The sequence below is a fragment of the Streptomyces sp. NPDC046887 genome, from assembly GCF_040644755.1.
Classification (GTDB): Bacteria; Actinomycetota; Actinomycetes; order Streptomycetales; family Streptomycetaceae; genus Streptomyces; species Streptomyces lichenis.
Genome location: NZ_JBEYXH010000020.1, coordinates 18192 through 34834, shown reverse-complemented (window position 1 = coordinate 34834; position 16643 = coordinate 18192). Strand labels below are relative to the sequence as shown.

12 protein-coding genes, 2 tRNA genes and 1 riboswitch are annotated in these 16643 nt (G+C 72.2%); of the genes, 10 read left to right on the top strand and 4 right to left on the bottom strand.

Annotated features, from left to right (window positions below):
• The first annotated feature begins 71 nt into the window (after positions 1–71).
• From ABZ945_RS19440 to ABZ945_RS19425, 4 genes are all read left to right on the top strand, one after another.
• Positions 72–707, top strand: coding sequence for a hypothetical protein (locus ABZ945_RS19440; protein WP_361270819.1), 636 nt, complete (start codon positions 72–74; stop codon positions 705–707).
• A gap of 298 nt (positions 708–1005) precedes the next feature.
• On the top strand, positions 1006–3276 hold the full coding sequence (locus ABZ945_RS19435) for a DEAD/DEAH box helicase (protein ID WP_361270816.1): 2271 nt from the start codon (positions 1006–1008) through the stop codon (positions 3274–3276).
• Positions 3277–3483: 207 nt separating this feature from the next.
• Positions 3484–3556: transfer RNA gene (locus tag ABZ945_RS19430), tRNA-Lys, on the top strand.
• A 371-nt stretch (positions 3557–3927) separates the two neighbouring features.
• Positions 3928–5454 carry an RICIN domain-containing protein gene (locus ABZ945_RS19425; RefSeq protein ID WP_361270813.1) on the top strand — a complete coding sequence of 509 codons (1527 nt, stop codon included), beginning with the start codon at positions 3928–3930 and terminating at the stop codon, positions 5452–5454.
• A 48-nt stretch (positions 5455–5502) separates the two neighbouring features.
• Here the strand turns inward: ABZ945_RS19425 and ABZ945_RS19420 are convergent, their stop codons facing one another.
• Together ABZ945_RS19420 and ABZ945_RS19415 are read right to left on the bottom strand one after the other, a co-directional pair.
• On the bottom strand, positions 5503–5988 hold the full coding sequence (locus ABZ945_RS19420; protein WP_361270811.1) for a hypothetical protein: 486 nt from the start codon (positions 5986–5988) through the stop codon (positions 5503–5505).
• Positions 5989–6031: 43 nt separating this feature from the next.
• Positions 6032–7129 carry a hypothetical protein gene (locus tag ABZ945_RS19415; RefSeq protein WP_361270808.1) on the bottom strand — a complete coding sequence of 366 codons (1098 nt, stop codon included), beginning with the start codon at positions 7127–7129 and terminating at the stop codon, positions 6032–6034.
• A gap of 408 nt (positions 7130–7537) precedes the next feature.
• Between ABZ945_RS19415 and ABZ945_RS19410 the strand changes: the two genes are divergently transcribed.
• Positions 7538–8302, top strand: coding sequence for a hypothetical protein (locus ABZ945_RS19410; RefSeq protein WP_361270805.1), 765 nt, complete (start codon positions 7538–7540; stop codon positions 8300–8302).
• 67 nt (positions 8303–8369) lie between these two features.
• Positions 8370–10223: an FG-GAP-like repeat-containing protein gene (locus ABZ945_RS19405; protein WP_361270802.1), complete on the top strand. Its 1854-nt coding sequence runs from the start codon at positions 8370–8372 to the stop codon at positions 10221–10223.
• A 478-nt stretch (positions 10224–10701) separates the two neighbouring features.
• Here the strand turns inward: ABZ945_RS19405 and ABZ945_RS19400 are convergent, their stop codons facing one another.
• Both ABZ945_RS19400 and ABZ945_RS19395 read right to left on the bottom strand, forming a co-directional pair.
• A complete protein-coding gene (locus ABZ945_RS19400) occupies positions 10702–11385 on the bottom strand; it encodes a class F sortase (RefSeq protein ID WP_361270800.1) in 684 nt (227 codons plus the stop codon).
• Between the two features lie 12 nt (positions 11386–11397).
• Entirely contained in the window at positions 11398–12222 is an 825-nt protein-coding gene (locus ABZ945_RS19395; RefSeq protein ID WP_361270797.1) for a hypothetical protein, read from the bottom strand.
• 207 nt (positions 12223–12429) lie between these two features.
• Here ABZ945_RS19395 and ABZ945_RS19390 point away from each other — a divergent pair.
• From ABZ945_RS19390 to ABZ945_RS19375, 4 genes are all read left to right on the top strand, one after another.
• Positions 12430–12503: transfer RNA gene (locus ABZ945_RS19390), tRNA-Met, on the top strand.
• Between the two features lie 249 nt (positions 12504–12752).
• Positions 12753–13841 carry a PP2C family protein-serine/threonine phosphatase gene (locus ABZ945_RS19385; protein WP_361271004.1) on the top strand — a complete coding sequence of 363 codons (1089 nt, stop codon included), beginning with the start codon at positions 12753–12755 and terminating at the stop codon, positions 13839–13841.
• A gap of 289 nt (positions 13842–14130) precedes the next feature.
• Positions 14131–14262: riboswitch (cyclic di-AMP (ydaO/yuaA leader) on the top strand.
• Positions 14263–14454: 192 nt separating this feature from the next.
• Positions 14455–15561 carry a M23 family metallopeptidase gene (locus tag ABZ945_RS19380; RefSeq protein WP_361270794.1) on the top strand — a complete coding sequence of 369 codons (1107 nt, stop codon included), beginning with the start codon at positions 14455–14457 and terminating at the stop codon, positions 15559–15561.
• Positions 15562–15675: 114 nt separating this feature from the next.
• Positions 15676–16620, top strand: a complete 945-nt coding sequence (locus ABZ945_RS19375) for an aldo/keto reductase (RefSeq protein ID WP_361270792.1) — start codon at positions 15676–15678, stop codon at positions 16618–16620.
• Positions 16621–16643: the final 23 nt, after the last annotated feature.

Here is a 16643-nt window from a genome sequence, read left to right as displayed (position 1 = left end):
GCGGGGCTCGGGAGTTGGGCAGGGTGCACACCCCTGTCCCCGCCCCCCCGCCCCCGCCTGGAGGAGCCCTCGTGCGCCAACTGTCCGCCACCGTCCGATGGGCCGTCACCGCTGTGGCGGTCGCGGCCTCCGCAGGCTCCCTCAGCGGCTGCATGAGCGTGACCGACGAGAGCGCGCGCCCCGCGCCCGCCCGTTCGGCCGGGCCGTCGGGGGCCGCGGAGGCCGTGCCGGACGGCGGACCGGACGCCCCGGTCGGCGGGCACCAGGTGCGTACCGGCCACCGCCCGGACGGTGCGCCGGATCTGAAGGAGGCGGACGGGAAGGCCTCCCGCGAGCCCGCCCGCGCCGCCGACCGGCCGCCCGGTCGCGCCCCGGCCAAGGACGACGCCCGGCCCGGGGCGGGCCCCGCCGCCCCCCAGCCGAAGCCCTCGCCGACCCGCGGCGGCGGCGACAGCGGCGGCGGTACGGGAGGGGGCGACACCGGCGGCCCCGGGGCACCCACCCCGCAGCCGACCGCCCCGGAGACCACGCCACCCCCGGAGCCGGAGCCCACCCCCACCCCGACGACCGAGCCGGAGCCCACCCCGACCGACACGCCGTCCCCCTCCCCGGACGCCGAGGGCAGCCGGACCCGCGCCCTGGACGCCCCCGAGGGGCTGCTGTTCGCCGACGAACCGGACGCATCCCCGCAGGTCTCACCGGCGTGAGCTTGACCACAGCGGCGCGGCAGGCGGCCGTCCACCCCCGCCTGAGCTGGCGTGATGGGGTCCGGTCGGGGCGAGGCCGCTGTGCACCGGTTTGCGTCGGGCGGGGGAGGGTGCGTATGGTGGTAGATCGTTTGATCCCATGTTCCCCTTTGCCCGGCGCCGTCACCGAGAGCGCCGCGTGTGGCGCGTACTCTCCCTTGCCGTGGCTGACCGCATCGAGGCGGTCGTTAATCGCGAAGCAGCGAAAACACGGAGTTGACGGGCGCGTGCCGAGACTCCGGAAGGTTTCGCATTTCGCATGTCCATTTCCCGAACTGACCACGTCGTCGTGCCCGAGAACGAGCAGGCCGAGCAGACCGTCGAGGCCGTAGCCGTCGTCGAGACCGCCGCCGTCTCCGACGCTCCCGCCTCCGAGACCGCCGTCTCCGACGAGACCGACGCCGTGGACGCCTCCGTCGTCACCGCCGAGGCCGCCTCCGAGACCGAGGAGGCCCCGGCCGAGCCGGAGACCACCTTCGCCGACCTGGGTCTGCCCGAGGGCGTCGTCCGCAAGCTCGCGCAGAACGGCGTGACCACCCCGTTCCCGATCCAGGCCGCGACCATCCCGGACGCCCTGGCCGGCAAGGACATCCTGGGCCGCGGCCGCACCGGCTCCGGCAAGACCCTCTCCTTCGGTCTGCCGCTGCTCGCCACCCTGGCCGGCGGCCACACCGAGAAGAAGAAGCCCCGCGGCGTCATCCTCACCCCCACCCGTGAGCTGGCCATGCAGGTCGCGGACGCCCTCCAGCCGTACGGCGACGTGCTCGGCCTGAAGATGAAGGTCGTCTGCGGCGGTACGTCGATGGGCAACCAGATCTACGCGCTGGAGCGCGGCGTCGACATCCTGGTCGCCACCCCGGGCCGGCTGCGGGACGTCATCAACCGCGGCGCCTGCTCGCTGGAGGCGGTCCAGGTCGCCGTCCTCGACGAGGCCGACCAGATGGCCGACCTGGGCTTCCTGCCCGAGGTCACCGAGCTGCTGGACCAGGTTCCGACGGGCGGTCAGCGCCTGCTCTTCTCCGCCACGCTGGAGAACGAGATCGACACCCTGGTCAAGCGGTACCTGGTGAACCCGGTGACCCACGAGGTGGACCCGTCCGCCGGCGCGGTCACCACCATGACCCACCACGTCCTGGTCGTGAAGCCCAAGGACAAGGCCCCGGTCACCGCCGCCATCGCCGCCCGCAAGGGCCGCACCATCATCTTCGTCCGCACCCAGCTGGGCGCCGACCGCATCGCCGAGCAGCTGCGCGACGCGGGTGTGAAGGCCGACGCGCTGCACGGCGGCATGACCCAGGGCGCCCGCACCCGCACCCTGGCCGACTTCAAGGACGGCTACGTCAACGCGCTGGTCGCCACCGACGTCGCCGCCCGCGGTATCCACGTCGACGGCATCGACCTGGTGCTGAACGTCGACCCGGCCGGCGACCACAAGGACTACCTGCACCGCTCGGGCCGTACCGCCCGCGCCGGCCGCTCCGGTGTCGTGGTCTCCCTGGCCCTGCCGCACCAGCGCCGCCAGATCTTCCGCCTGATGGAGGACGCGGGCGTGGACGCCTCGCGCCACATCGTGGGCGGCGCCGGGGCGTTCGACCCCGAGGTGGCCGAGATCACCGGCGCCCGGTCGCTGACCGAGGTGCAGGCCGACTCCGCGAGCAACGCCGCCAAGCAGGCCGAGCGCGAGGTCGCCGACCTCACCCGTGAGCTGGAGCGCCTCCAGCGCCGGGCCGGCGAGCTCCGCGAGGAGGCCGACCGCCTGGTGGCCCGCGCCGCCCGCGAGCGCGGCGAGGACCCGGAGGCCGCCGTCGCCGAGGTGGCCGAGGCCGCCGAGGCCGATCTGCGCGCCGAGGCCAAGGCCGAGGAGGCCGCCGCGGTCTCCCTGCCGGAGCAGCGCGACAACCGCCCCGCCCGCCGGGACGACCGCGGCAACTTCGACCGCCGGGACCGCGACGACCGTCCGTTCAACCGCGACCGCCGCGACGACCGTGGCGGTGACCGCCCCTCGTTCCGTCGTGACGACCGTGGTGGCGACCGCCCGTTCAACCGCGACCGCCGCGACGACCGCCCCGGTTTCCGTCGTGACGACCGCAACGACCGCGGTGACCGCCCCTTCAACCGCGACCGTGACGACCGTCCGGGCTTCCGCCGGGACGACCGGAACGACCGCCCCTCCTTCCGTCGTGACGACCGTGGTGGCGACCGCCCGTTCAACCGCGACCGCCGTGACGACCGCCCCGGTTTCCGCCGCGACGACCGCAACGACCGCGGTGACCGTCCCTCCTTCAACCGCGACCGTCGGGACGACCGTGGCGGCGACCGCCCGTTCAACCGCGACCGTCGCGACCACCGCCCGGCCGGCGACCGTCCGTTCAACCGCGACCGCCAGGGCGACCGCCCGGCCGGCGGCGGCTTCCGCTCCGGCGGCCACGAGCGCCCCTACGGCCGCCGTGACGACCACCGCGGCGGCTCGGCCTCCGGCTCCTCCTTCGGCCGCCGCGACGACAAGCCCCGCTGGAAGCGCAACGGCTGACACCCGGTGAGCCGCCGGACCGGCCCCGCCCCGGCCCGGCGCCACTGACGACAGGGCCCGCCCCCACCCCGGGGACGGGCCCTGTCGCCTCGTCAGCACCCACCCCGGCCCACCCCACCTCCCACCAGGCCGCCACATGATCCGTTCACCCGATACCCGATCGGCTGCCGGACACCTTGGGGCTATGCTCAGGGGTGGCACTCCCGAGGGCCGTTAGCTCAATTGGCAGAGCAGCGGACTTTTAATCCGTTGGTTGTGGGTTCGAGTCCCACACGGCCTACCGACAGCAGGGCAGGGGAAGCCCCCTGACCTGCGGTGAAGCGCCCCGACCGGTTTCGACCGGGCGGGGCGCTCTGTCGTTGAGGTGCGGGCGTGAGCGCCTGCGTCTCCGACGTCCGGATTCCTGACGCTCCGATAAACCCGAGGGCCTGATCGAGCTGGACCGGGTCGGGCTGCTCAACCAGGTGGCCGCCGAGCCGGGGCCGGGAGCCTTCGCGTGGGGCGGCGGCCCGCCGCCGGTTCGGTGGCCTGTCAACGCGCTCCGTGAAGACCACTCGGAAGTGATCTTGCCAAGCCGACACTCCTGTGACTTTCTGGAATCGTTACACAACCTTCCGTAATGGGCGGTCGGTGAACGGTGAAGGGATGACGATGAGCACTCCCCAGGCGGCGACCACAGGCGAGGGGGACTTCACCCCTCGGATCGGCACGGTCGCGGGGACCGGGGCCGCAGGGTTCAAGGGGGACGGTGAACCGGCTGTTTCGGCCCAGTTGAACCGCCCGTACGGGATCGCGGTGGACAGCGCCGGCGCCCTGTACTTCTCCGACCAGAGCAACAACCGGGTTCGGAAGATCACCTCCGACGGGAAGATCAGTACGGTCGCGGGGACCGGTGTCGCGGGCAGCCGGGGCGACAACGGTCCCGCCGTGGCGGCCCAGTTGAACCGGCCGCGTGCGGTGGCGGTGGACGGCGACGGCAACCTCTTCATCGCCGACGACGAGAACCACCGGATCCGGAAGGTCGCGGCGGACGGGACGATCACCACGGTCGCCGGCACGGGCGTCGCGGGGTTCAGGGGCGACGGCGGACCGGCGACATCGGCCCAGCTGAACAAGCCGCTGGGGGTGGTGGTGGACCGTTCCGGTGTCCTCTACGTCGCCGAGTGGGGCAACGACCGGATCCGGAAGATCACGACCGACGGGAAGATCAGCACGATCGCGGGGACGGGCGCCGCGAGTTACGGAGGCGACGGCGGCCCCGCCGTCAAGGCCCATCTGCGGGCTCCGTACGCGATGGTGGTGGACGGTGCCGGTGCCCTCTACATCGCCGATGCCAGCAATCACCGGGTCCGGAAGATCTCGGCGGACGGGACGATCGGCACGGTCGCCGGTACGGGCGTCGCAGGGTTCGGCGGTGACGGCGGCCCGGCGACCTCGGCCCAGCTGCACCGTCCCCAAGGGCTCGCCCTCGACAGCACCGGAGCCCTCTACATCGCCGACGCCAAGAACCAGCGGGTCCGAAAGGTCTCGGCGGACGGGACGATCAGCACGGTCGCCGGCACGGGCACCGGGGGGTCCGGCGGTGACGGCGGCCCGGCGGCCTCGGCCCAGCTGAACGAGCCGAACGGGCTCGCCGTGGACTGCGTCGACACCCTCTATATCGCCGACCACCTCAACAACCGGATCCGGAAGATCACTTCGGAGAGGCTGGCCGGACTGCCCGACTCGGGCGCGGTGGTCTCCTGGGCCAACGTCCGCAGCAGGCTCCGCATGGGTGTGCGGCGGGAGTCCCTCAAGGACGGCGCCGAGGTCTACCAGGACCTCACCACCCCCAGGAACCACCAGCGGTGGCGGCTGATCGCGGTGGGCCAGGAGGACGACGAGGTCCTGTACCGGATCGAGAACGTGCGCAGCGGCAAGGTCCTGGAGGTCGCCGGAGCGCAGGAGGCGGCCGGGGCGGTGGTCGCACAGCGCGCCTACGAGGGCGGTGAGGCGCACCACCAGCAGTGGCGGCTGATCCCGGCGGGCCCGGCCACCGACGCCCCGCGGGTGTTCGAGATCGCGAACCGCGACAGCGGTCTGCTGCTGCGGGTCGACACCAACGCCCGTACGGCGGTCGAACAGTACGGTGCGGAGGGCGACCACCGGGGCCGCCAGTGGCAATTGCTCCCCGTGTAGCGCACGAGGGGGCGGGGACGCTTCCGTCCCCGCCCCCTCGCCGCCGCGCTACGCGGAATCGGGCTTCTCCGCGGTCGCCTTCGGGGCCTTCGGGACGTCCGGGGTCTTGGGCGGCTTGGTGTAGTCGCTCTTCTTCGGCCTGCTCTCCAGGTCCTCGTCCTTCTGGAGGTCGCCGTTCTCCGTCACCGTCGTGCTCGCGTCCTGCATGCCGGCGGAGGCCGCCCTGGTCACCGAGCCGGGGTCCTGGGCGTACTGGGCCTGTGCGCCGGCGGACGCCTGGGTGGTCTGGATGAAGGAGCCGAGGAAGCCCAGGACGGCCCGCGCCTCGGGGGAGGTCTCCTGCACGATCTTCGCGCGGGAGGAGGCGCCGTGGATCGCGCTGTGGAACAGGCTGGGGCTCGTGTCGTCGTACGTGTCGTCGTCGGAGTCCTCGAAGTCGACGCCCTCGCCGGGTCGGGGCTTCGTGCCGTCGGTGGTCACGGAGAAGAGCCCCGCACCCTTTCCGGCGGAGTCGAAGACGTTGTCGAACACCATGGTCGTCACCTCTGGTCGTCGTCGTGGCGGCGGCGCCGCGCGGTCAGGGCTGCTTGTACAGCGTCTGCTCGCTGACGGCCAGGCTCTCGCCGTCGAGCATCGTGTGGTGGACCTCCAGGTCGGAGACGACCTCGGCCAGTCCCTTCATGCGGAAGCCGCCGGGCGCCAGGTCGATGTCGCCGATGTCGCGGGCGACCATCCGTTCGAGGCCGGGGTATGTCCCGGGCTGCGGGGGAGACAGGACCGCCACCGGCACGGCGTACCGCACCGCGATCAGTCCGGAGAAGGTCACCGGGATCTCGTAGGTGTACTGCTTGCGGGTGCGGCGCTGCGAGACGAAGACCTGCACGCGCGAGTTCGCCGGCACCTTGCCGGAGATCTGCGACTTCGAGGCCCAACTGGTGTTCAGGGAGCCGCCCACGGTGGCCGCGATGCCCAGGGCGAGCTGTGCGTTGAGCGATGCGTTGCCGGTGGCGCTGCCCGTGGTCGTGAACCCCACCGAGTTGGTCATCCCGGTCGAGGCGGAGTTCGTCGCGGAGCTGCTCACGGACGTCTCGGTGGTGTTGGCGTTGTCGACGCCGACGCTGTCCTTGCTGTCCTTTTTGGTCACCGTGTTCGCGTTCTTGTTGGCGGTCCCGTTCTGGCAGGACGCCGCGAGCTGCGACTGGAGGTCCAGACGGAGCTGGTTCTGCAGCTGAAGCTGCAGCGACGCTCCGACGCTGCCGCCGAAGGTGAGCTTCGCGTCACCGTGGAGCGACCACGTGACCCCGTTCGACACGGTGAAGTCGACCGAGTCGGTGAAGTTCATCGCTTCCGTCTGGCTGCGGTTGACGTAGGTGCGCGAGGAGAAGGTGTCGGGCGGCGGCTGGCCGATGTCCCCCCGCACCTCGATCAAGGGCTCCCCGAGGTTCATGTAGGCGAGCCAGCCCAGCTGGAAGGCGGTGCCGGGGAAGGTGCCGAAGCTCGACTTGTTCACGGAGAACCCGACGGGTTTGTGCTGCGCGCCGTAGGCGTCGACGTAGACCAGGTTGGGGTGGTCCAGGACGGACTGCCAGGTCTGCTCGATGTTGAGTTCCCGCAGGTTCTTCTTCGTCAGCGGCTGACGCTTGGCCTGTACCAGGCTGTACGCGTTGGAAGGCATCCACCCGTCCTCGACTAATTCCGGCCGCACCGCGCTCGGTGAAATGTAAACAGAGATGTGCGCACGTTCCGGTGGGCGAAACTATCGCGTCCCCCTTCGCCTGGGAAGGCATATCTGAACCTCACGCTCAATCGAGTGATCGATTTCAGGAAACCGCTTCCGAAACGCCGAAGGAGTTTCCTTTCTTCAGCATCCTTCACTCGATCGATGACTTTTTAGTAGCCGGGCTCATGGGTAGCGTGAGCTCGGATGTTGCCGTACGTGGGGTTTCCGTTCCGGTCGTTTACCTGGTTTCGGACACCTTCTCGTGGAAGGTGATTCGGGATTCCGGTGATGCCGTATGGCAAGCCGCTGCAATGAGCGTCCGAGGCGTTGTCCTCCGTAATCAGAACGAGTGAGGTTTCCGCGATGTACACCCAAGAGCGCACGGCGATGTCCAATTTGGTGGTCGGCGGCCCGGTGGCGGTGAACAGCTACGACAACGCGATCGTGGCGGCGCTGGTGGAGAACCGGCCGGTCATGCTCGTCCACGCCTTCAACGGCGGTTACCTGCGGCCCGCCGAGCTGAGCGGGGAGAGCCACGACAAGGGCGTGCAACTGGCCACGGCTCTCGACCCGGCCACCAAGGAGGCGAAGGGCCACCTCTGGTACGTCACCCCCGCCGGCTTCTTCGGCCAGCGGCCGCTGTACGTCATCGAGAGCGCCGCGGGCGAGGTCGCGCTCAGGCCGGCCGGTGCGGGCGGCGCCGACACCGGACGCGCCGACGCCGGGCGCGGCGACCACGGACGCGGGGACGACGGACGCGGGGACGACGGCGTGCCCAAGCCGCGGCGCAGGCGCGTCACCGTCCACCAGGACGCCCCCAAGAGCACAGCCGACACCGTCCAGGTCGGTCTGCCGGACAAGGTGGGCGACAAGTGGCGGGGCAAGAACGGCGCGCCCGAGGACACCCAGCTCTGGATCGTCACGGTCACGCCGTGGGGCGGGATCACCTTCGTACCCATCACCCACCCCGACGCCATCCTCGGGTTCAAGGACCACGCGGTGACGGCCAACAGCGAGGTCCGGCTCACCTACAACTGGGGCGGGGACTTCACCGGGACGGTCATCAACACCTTCTACCCGCGGCTGCCCAGTGAGTGGAACGTCCCGTACCACCACGTCTTCACGTGATCCGTGACCGCCGCCGTACCCCGTCCGCCCCGAACCGACGCCCACACCGCTTGGAAGAGGCACCACGATGCCCGTGCCCAGGGAAGAACTGAAACTGGAGATCGTCAACGCCGCCACGGGGAAGCCCCTCGGTGCCAAGGCCGGGCCGGAGCAGAGCGGGGCGCTCGTCGTCCGTGAGCTCCCCGAGGAAGGCCCGGGCCCGGAGCAGTGGCAGCTCGTCCCCGTGCAGTCCGCGCAGGACGAGCAGGTGTACGTGATCCGCGGCGCGGCCGACGGCAAGGTCCTCGACAACCCCGCCGCCGCGGACGGCGGCGTGCGCCAGGGGGACGCCGCCGACGGCAAGAAGAGCCAGCAGTGGCGCGTCGTCCCGGTCGAGGGCGAACCCGGCCTCTGCTTCATCGAGAGCGCGAACGACGACACCGTCCTCGATCTCGGAGTCGGCACCGATCCCGGAGTCGGCGAGTCCGGTGAGGACGGCATCCCGGTCGTCCTGCGCGTGTACGACGAGGATGCGAAGGGCCAGCGGTGGCGTCTCGTCCCGGTCGAGCCCGAGCGCGTCGCCGATCTTGCCCTGCGCTGGGCACCGCTGGACCACTGGAACGGGCGCCGGTCCTGGCGGCTGGCCCGTTCGGCCGCGCTGCGGCCCGTCGCCGGGGCGGCACCTTCCTTCAGCGACCTGCTGCTCGTCCTCGACCGGTTCGGGAGCGACCCGGACGCCGGCGGGTGGAGGAGTGAAGGGCCCGTTCCCGCTCCCGACGGCCGGGCGGGCTGGTGGGCCGGGCTCGGCGCGCGGTTCCTCGCCGACCCCACGGGAGAAGGGCGGGCCGACCTCATCGGGCTCAAGCCCGCCAAGGGAGCCGTGGTGTCGGCCGCCAGGGGCGACGGCACGTTCGAGGACGAGGAATGCGTCCTGCACCAGCCCGTGCCCTCCGCCGCCCACGCGGATCTGTGGACCCTCGCGGACACGGCGGGCGACGGCGTGGCGGCCGTCGTCGTGCTCGCTGCCGACGGCGTCCGGATCTCCCCCCGGGCGGAGGACGGAGCGTTCGAGCCCGCCGGCGAGCCGGCCCTCAAGGCGTTCGGTCACGGCGAGCAGGCCGGTGGCTGGCTCGTGGACGAGCACCCCCGCTTCCTCGCCGACACCACCGGCGACGGCAGGCTCGACGTGGTCGGCTGCCACGACGACGGTGTCTGGATCTCCCTCCAGGACGAGGAGGGGAAGTTCGCGCCGCTCGCCGAGGAACCCGTCCTCCGGGCGTTCGGCCGTGGAGACGAGGCAGGCGGCTGGCTGGTCGGCCAGCATCCCCGTTTCCTCGCCGACACCACGGGTGACGGCAGGCTCGACGTGGTCGGCTGCCACGACGACGGTGTCTGGATCTCCCTCCAGGACGAGGACGGCACGTTCGCCGAACCCCTGTACGTCCTCGACGACTTCGGGACGGGGCAGGGCTGGGCCTCGACCGACGAGCACCCCCGGTTCCTGATCAGGACCACCGGCGACGGGGCGGTGGACGTGGTCGGCTTCGGCCCCCACGGCGTCGTCGTGGCACGCGGCCTCGGCGACGGCACCTTCGAGCCCTCGAAGCTCGTCCTGAACGACTTCGGCACCGCCCAGGGATGGACGAGCGGCAAGCACCTTCGCCTCCTCGCCGACGTCACCGGCGACGGCAACCCCGATGTCGTCGGCTTCGGCGACGAGGGGGTCTGGGTGTCGCACAACCTCGGCGACGGCCGGTTCGAACAGGCCCGGCTCGTCTGCCGGGGCTTCGGGCACGGCGACGCCGCCGGCGCCTGGCGGGTCGACCGGCACCCCCGCTTCCTCGCCGACGTCACCGGCGACGGACGGGTCGACATCGTCGGCTTCGGCGGCCCGGGGGTGTACGTGGCCCGGAACCTGCACCGCCGGTTCAGGACCCGGTGACGGCGACGGACCTGTGCCCCCGGCCGAACCCGGTCCTCCCGCATTCGGTCGATCGCCGTCTGACCCGCGCGAGCGAGGCACGTTCACGGAGCATGCGAAAGATCATCACCTGCGGCTGACAACCGGAACTTCACCGCCGCCGACGTGTGCGTCCAGGAACCCGCCGTGGTCCCCGCCCTGAGCGACTGGACCGGCAACCACCAGATCAACTGCTCCAACGGCAACGTCATCGACCACTCCGACACCACCCAGCCGCCCGGCCGCTGACAGCACCATGGCGACGGAGCCCCGCTCGGTGCCCGGACCCGCGGCCGAGGCGGCCTTGCACGACCGCGGACGGGGCCGTATCCGTGACAAGAGTGAGCTCCGAGTCGGCCTACCGCCCGCAGACCAGGGAAGCCCTCGCTGAACTGCACGGGAACGCCCCAGCCGGATCCTTCCGGCTGGGGCGTTCGTCGTCTGTGGTTGCGGGGTCTTGTCACCCTTCTCGTACCGACAGCAGCCGGCCGAAGACCACCACGTTGTCGCTGTAGTAGTGGTCGGCCTCGCTGAAGTCGCCGCCGCAGGTGATCAGCCGGAGTTCCGGTCCGGCCGTGTTGCCGTACACCTCCAGGCTGGGGAACTCCTTCTTCCCGTACTGGGCGACCTTGGTCACCGCGAAGACGGCCGTGCTGCCGTCCTTCCGTTCCACCTCCACGCGCTGCCCGGTCCGCAGGCGGGCCAGGTCGAAGAAGACCGCCTTCCGCTCGTTCCAGGTGACATGGCCCGCGATCACCGCCGGGCCCCTGGCCCCCGGTGCCGCGCCCCGCTCGTACCAGCCGGCCCGGTCGGGGTCGCGCGGTGTCTCCATGGCCTGCCCGCCGTCCAGTCCGAGCCGTTCCAACGGCGTGGACACCTTCAGGGCGGGGATGACCAGCCGCTTCGGCGCCGATACCGGTGGCACCGGGGTGGAGTCTGCCGCCTCGGACGGCCGTGGAGGGACCGGTGGCGAGGTGGCGCCGGCGCTCGGGCTGCTCTGGGCCTGCGGGACCCGGGGCGGGGCGGGCTGCTGGCGGCCGACGCCGGTGGCCAGCAGCACACCCCCCACCACGAGCAGGGCGCAGGCCGCGACCAGAAGCCCGATCCGCCCCCGGCGACCGGACCGCGCCTGCGGCGTACCCATCACCGGACCGCCTCAGCGGAGGCCGTCGGCGGACCGGCGGCGCCGTACCGCCAGCGCGCCCAGCGCCCCGGCACCCAGCACCGCGGCCGCGCCGCCGGCCAGCATGCCCGGCGCCTCGACGCCCTGCGTGCCGCCGGATCCGGTCTCCACCCCGCCGACCGGCATCGAGCCGACGGCGGCGCCCGCGAGCATCCCGCACGAGGCAGGGGCGGTGGCCTCCTGGGGCAGCTTCGGGTCCAGCTCGCTCTTGCCCTTGTTGAAGTCGTACTTCTTGTTGCCGTTGGTGTCGATGCCGTGCTGCACCACGTGCAGGTCCTTGAGGTGGTCGGCGACCTTCTGCGAGACGGTGATCACCCGCTCGTAGGAGACCTTGCCGTCCTTGTCCGCCACCGGCATCCGCGTGACGTCCAGTCCGCTCTTCTTGGTGGTGTCGCCCTTGGTGGTCAGGGAGATGTTGATGTCCCCGTAGGAGGGCAGGCCCTCGGCGGTGCTGACCACGCCGTCGCCGTTCTTGTCCGCGCTCGCGTCCGGGCAGTGGAAGTCGTGCCCGTCGGTGGAGCCGTGGATGTGCTGCGCGTGCGGCTGCCCCGGCACCAGCCCGGACGCCTCGATCTTCACGTTCAGGTCCCGGCCCTTGAGCGTCAGCATCGCGGTGCCGCTCGCCCCCGAGCCGTTCAGCTGCTCCAGGTCCACCTGGTACGACCCGTCCTCGGCCGCGGCCTGGTGGGATCCGGAGTGGCCGCCGGTGTGCGCGGCGGCCGGCAGCGCGCCGGCCAGCGCGAGCGCGGCGGGCAGCGCCATCAGGGTGGTGAGACGGGCGGTGCGCTTGGCTATCACGGGAAGTCCCTTCCTCCACCGCCCCTGTTGCTTCTTGAGGCGGACATGCCGTCAGTGACATCGGTGGTTCGCACCCAGCCCGGGTCCGGATTGGTCGCCTCGCCGAACTGTTTCGTCTCCGCCCGTTGCCGACGGGGTTCCGTCGTACAGGCCCGCGATAAGCGATTGGGACTTACGCGGGAGATGGCGTAAGGTGGTGTTCACCGACGCGGGGTGGAGCAGCTCGGTAGCTCGCTGGGCTCATAACCCAGAGGTCGCAGGTTCAAATCCTGTCCCCGCTACTGAAGCGAAGGCCCGGTGCACTTGTGCACCGGGCCTTCGTCATGTCTGCGGTGGGCGGGCTGTCGCCCGGTCGGCGGACGGCCGGTCGCCGGGGGGTGCGGCTCGGGTGAGTCTGGACGGGGCGCGGTAGCGGTCGCGGCCGTGGGCGGACCGGCAGGAGAGCAGCGGTGGGGCAGCGAGCGCGGCAGGACGGCACCGGCCCGGCAGGGAGTGGCGGCCGGGCCAGGGGTGGCGCCGCGCGGCGCTTTCTGCGGGCGGTGCCCGCGCTGATGATCATCGGCGGGGTGCTGTACGACCAGCTGACCCCGCCGCGCTTCACCGCGGTACCGCTGTTCGCGGCCGCCCCGCTGGTGGCCGCCCCGTTCTTCACTTACCGGGCGACCCTGCTGGCCGGGATCTTCGCGGTGTTCGCCGTGCTGCTCAGCCATGTCGGCAACCGGACGATCGTCGAGGGGCCCGCGCTGACCGAGGTGCTGACGGTGGTGACCGTCTCGGCGCTGGCGCTGCTCGTCAACCGGGTGGTCCGGCGCAGCGGTGAGCGGCTCGCCTCGGCGCGGGAGATCGCCGAGACCGCCCAGCGGGCGGTGCTGCCGGTGCCGGCCGAGCGGATCGGCGGCCTCCAGGTGGCCGCCCGGTACGAGGCCGCACAGGAGGACGCGTTCATCGGCGGCGATCTGTTCGCGGTGCAGGAGACCCCGTACGGGGTGCGGCTGGTGGTCGGGGACGTACGGGGCAAGGGGCTGGGCGCGGTCGAGGCCGTGGCGGTGGTGATCGGCGCGTTCCGGGAGGCGGCCGAGCAGGAGAGCTCGCTGGAGGGCGTGGCCCAGCGGCTGGAACGGGCGCTCACGCGCGAGGGCAGCCGGCGGGACGGGCTGGACGCCTTCGAGGGGTTCACCACCGCGGTGCTGGCGGAGATCCCGCGCGGCCGGGGGGTGGTGCGGATCGTCGACCGGGGGCATCCGGAGCCGCTGCTGCTCCATGCGGACGGCAGGATCGTCCGGCTCGTCCCCGTCGAGCCGGCGCTGCCGCTCGGCATGGCGGAGCTGGGCGCCTGGCCCGACCGCTCGTACGAGGTGGCCTTTCCGTCCGGGGCGACGCTGCTGTTCTACACGGACGGCCTCTCCGAGGCGCGGGATCCGCAGGGGGTGTTCTACGACCCGGTGGCCCGGCTGCGGGGGCGGATCTTCCCGGGGCCGGACGCCATCCTCGACGCGCTCACGGACGACGTACGGCTGCACACGGCGGGCGGCGCGAGGGACGACCTGGCGCTGCTGGCGGTCGCGCGCCCCGCGGTGGGGCAGCCGCCCCGGCGCCGCACCATGCCGGTGGTGCCCTGAGCTTCCCGGAGGGGGTCGGGTATACGGAGGGTGATCACCATGGCCCCGTCCGTTTCTCCCGTGACAGGGATACGGAGAGGGCGCGGCGGGTACCCGGGGGCCGGTGGTGGATACATGCGCCGGTGAGGCTTCTGAGGGGTGGTCAACTCGACCCCGTATCAGCGCATCTGCCCAGGTCCGTCCCTCCTTCGGAGGCCGAACGATCGCATGGAGCGGCTTGGAATCCGAGCCCCGGGTCTATTAACGTTCGATAACGCAGCGCGGTCGTCCCAGCCGTCGGCAAGACGGCGCCGTGCGCGCGCCGAATTCCGCTCGGAAACCGGGGAACCACCACTTTGGGGTGAATCGGGCCGCTTGGCCCGTAGGAGACCTTCCTGCTCCGAACCCGTCAGCTAACCCGGTAGGCGCGAAGGAAGGAAAGGAGTGCGCCTCCGTGGCGTCCAACAGGCCTGCCCCCGAGACTTCTTACGGTCCGGGTGGCTCCCTTGGCATCACGGCCGCTCCGGCCGGTCCGTTCTCCTCCTCAGGCTTCCCGGGCGCCGCCCCGGCAAACGACCCGATCGGCCCGGAGGCCGCCTTCGGCCCGGATGGCTCGTTCGGCCCGGATGGCTCCGTGTTCGGCTCGGATGGCTCGTTCGGCCCGGACGGCTCCGCACTCGGTTCGGATGGCTCGTTCGAGGAGTGGAACCCGACCGAGGAGACCGTCCGCCCCGTGCGCGGTCGGCACCGGGTGGCCAAGCAGCGCGGCGGCCTGGCCCGTAGCTCCACCGTCCTCGGTGTGGGCGTCATCGCGGCGGTCGGCGCGGGCGGTATGGCCACCGCGCAGAGCAAGCCGCCGGTCTCCATCTCCCTGCCGGACGCCGTCGCCGACAAGCTCCCGGACGCCGCGTCCCTGCCCGGTATCGGCTCGCTGATATCCGGTGACGAGGAGTCGGGCGAGGAAGCGGGCGGTGCGGTCGCGGCCCCGGGGACGGCGGCCCTGGCCGGCACCGCCGACCGTGGCGGCGCCGCCGACGCCGGTGAGGCGCTGCGGGCCCGGATCCTCCAGCAGGCCGAGCAGGCCCAGGCGTCCGCCGACGCCGAAGCGCGGGCCGCCGCCGAGCGGAAGGCCGCCGAACAGGCCGCCACCGAGGCCGAGAAGCAGCGCGGTGCGGCGGACAAGGCCGCCGAGGCCGAGAAGGCGAAGAAGGAAGCGGCGGCGAAGAAGGCCGCCGAGGAGAAGGCGAAGGCCGAGGCCAGGGCCAAGGCGGCCGCAGAGGCCGAGGTCGAGGCGGAGCCGGAGAAGCCGGCTCCGGCGGAGAAGCCGGCCGAGGCGGCGGGCGACTGGTCGCTGCCCACCTCCTCGTACACCATCACCTCCACCTTCGGGCAGGCCGGCTCGATGTGGTCCTCCGGCTACCACACCGGTCTCGACCTGGCCGCGCCGACCGGCACGCCGGCCAAGGCGGTCCACGGCGCCACGGTCAAGTCGGCCGGCTGGTCGGGCTCCTACGGCTACCGCATCGTGCTGGAGCTGGCGGACGGCACCGAGGTCTGGTACTGCCATCTGTCTTCGATGACGGTCGCCGCCGGGCAGCAGGTCGGCGCCGGGGAGACCATCGGCCGGGTCGGCGCCACCGGCAATGTCACCGGGCCGCATCTGCACCTGGAGGTCCACACCCCGGGCGGCCAGGGCATCGACCCGCTCTCCTGGCTGCGCGGCAAGGGCCTCACGGTCTGACGGAGCGGCCACCCGGCCCCCGCCCGCCCCCGCTCCAGGGCGGAATAGCGCTCCGGGGGCGGAATACCGCTCCGGGGCGGAATAGGGCTCCGGCGGGGGCGTGTTCTGCCCTCCATGACCTCTCTCCGCAAGCTGGGCACGTCCGACCTGCTCGTCTTCCCGCTCGCCCTGGGCGGCAACGTCTTCGGCTGGACCGCCGACCGGGCGCAGTCCTTCGCCGTGCTGGACGCCTATACGGCGGCCGGCGGGAACTTCGTCGACACCGCCGACACCTACTCCTCCTGGGCCCCCGGCAACCAGGGTGGCGAGTCGGAGACGATCATCGGCGAGTGGCTGGCCGCCCGCGGCAACCGGGCGGACGTGCTGATCGCCACCAAGGCCGGTGCCCATCCTGACTTCAAGGGGCTGGCCCCGGCCACCCTCCGGGCGGCCGTGGACGCGTCGCTGCGCCGGCTGGGCACCGACTACATCGACCTCTTCTACACCCACTACGACGACCCCTCGGTCCCGGTCGAGGAGTTCGTGCCGGTGCTGGACCAGCTGGTCCGGGACGGCAAGGTACGGGCGATCGCCGCCTCCAACATCTCGCCCGAGCGGCTCCGGGAGGCGCTGGACTTCTCCGCCCGCGAGGGGCTGGCCGCCTACAGCGCCCTGCAACCGCACTACAACCTGGTCTCCCGCGACACCTACGAGGGCGGGCTGCGCGACCTCGTCGAGCGCGACGGGCTGGCGGCCGTGCCGTACTACGCCCTGGCCTCGGGCTTCCTCACCGGCAAGTACCGGCCGGGCACCGAGGTGGACAGCGCCCGGGCGGGCGGCGCCGCCAAGCACCTGGAGTCCGACCGCGGCCGCACGGTGCTCGCCGCGCTCGACCAGGTCGCCGAGGCCCATGGCGCGGAGCCGGCGACGGTGGCCCTGGCCTGGCTCGCCGCGCAGCCCACGGTCGCCGCGCCGATCGCCTCCGCCCGCACCGTGGAGCAGCTGCCGGCCCTGCTGGCGCTCGCCGACCTCACCCTGACCGACCAGGACCTGGCCGCGCTGACCGCCGCCTCCGACTGAGCCACGCGAAAGGCCAGGAGGCG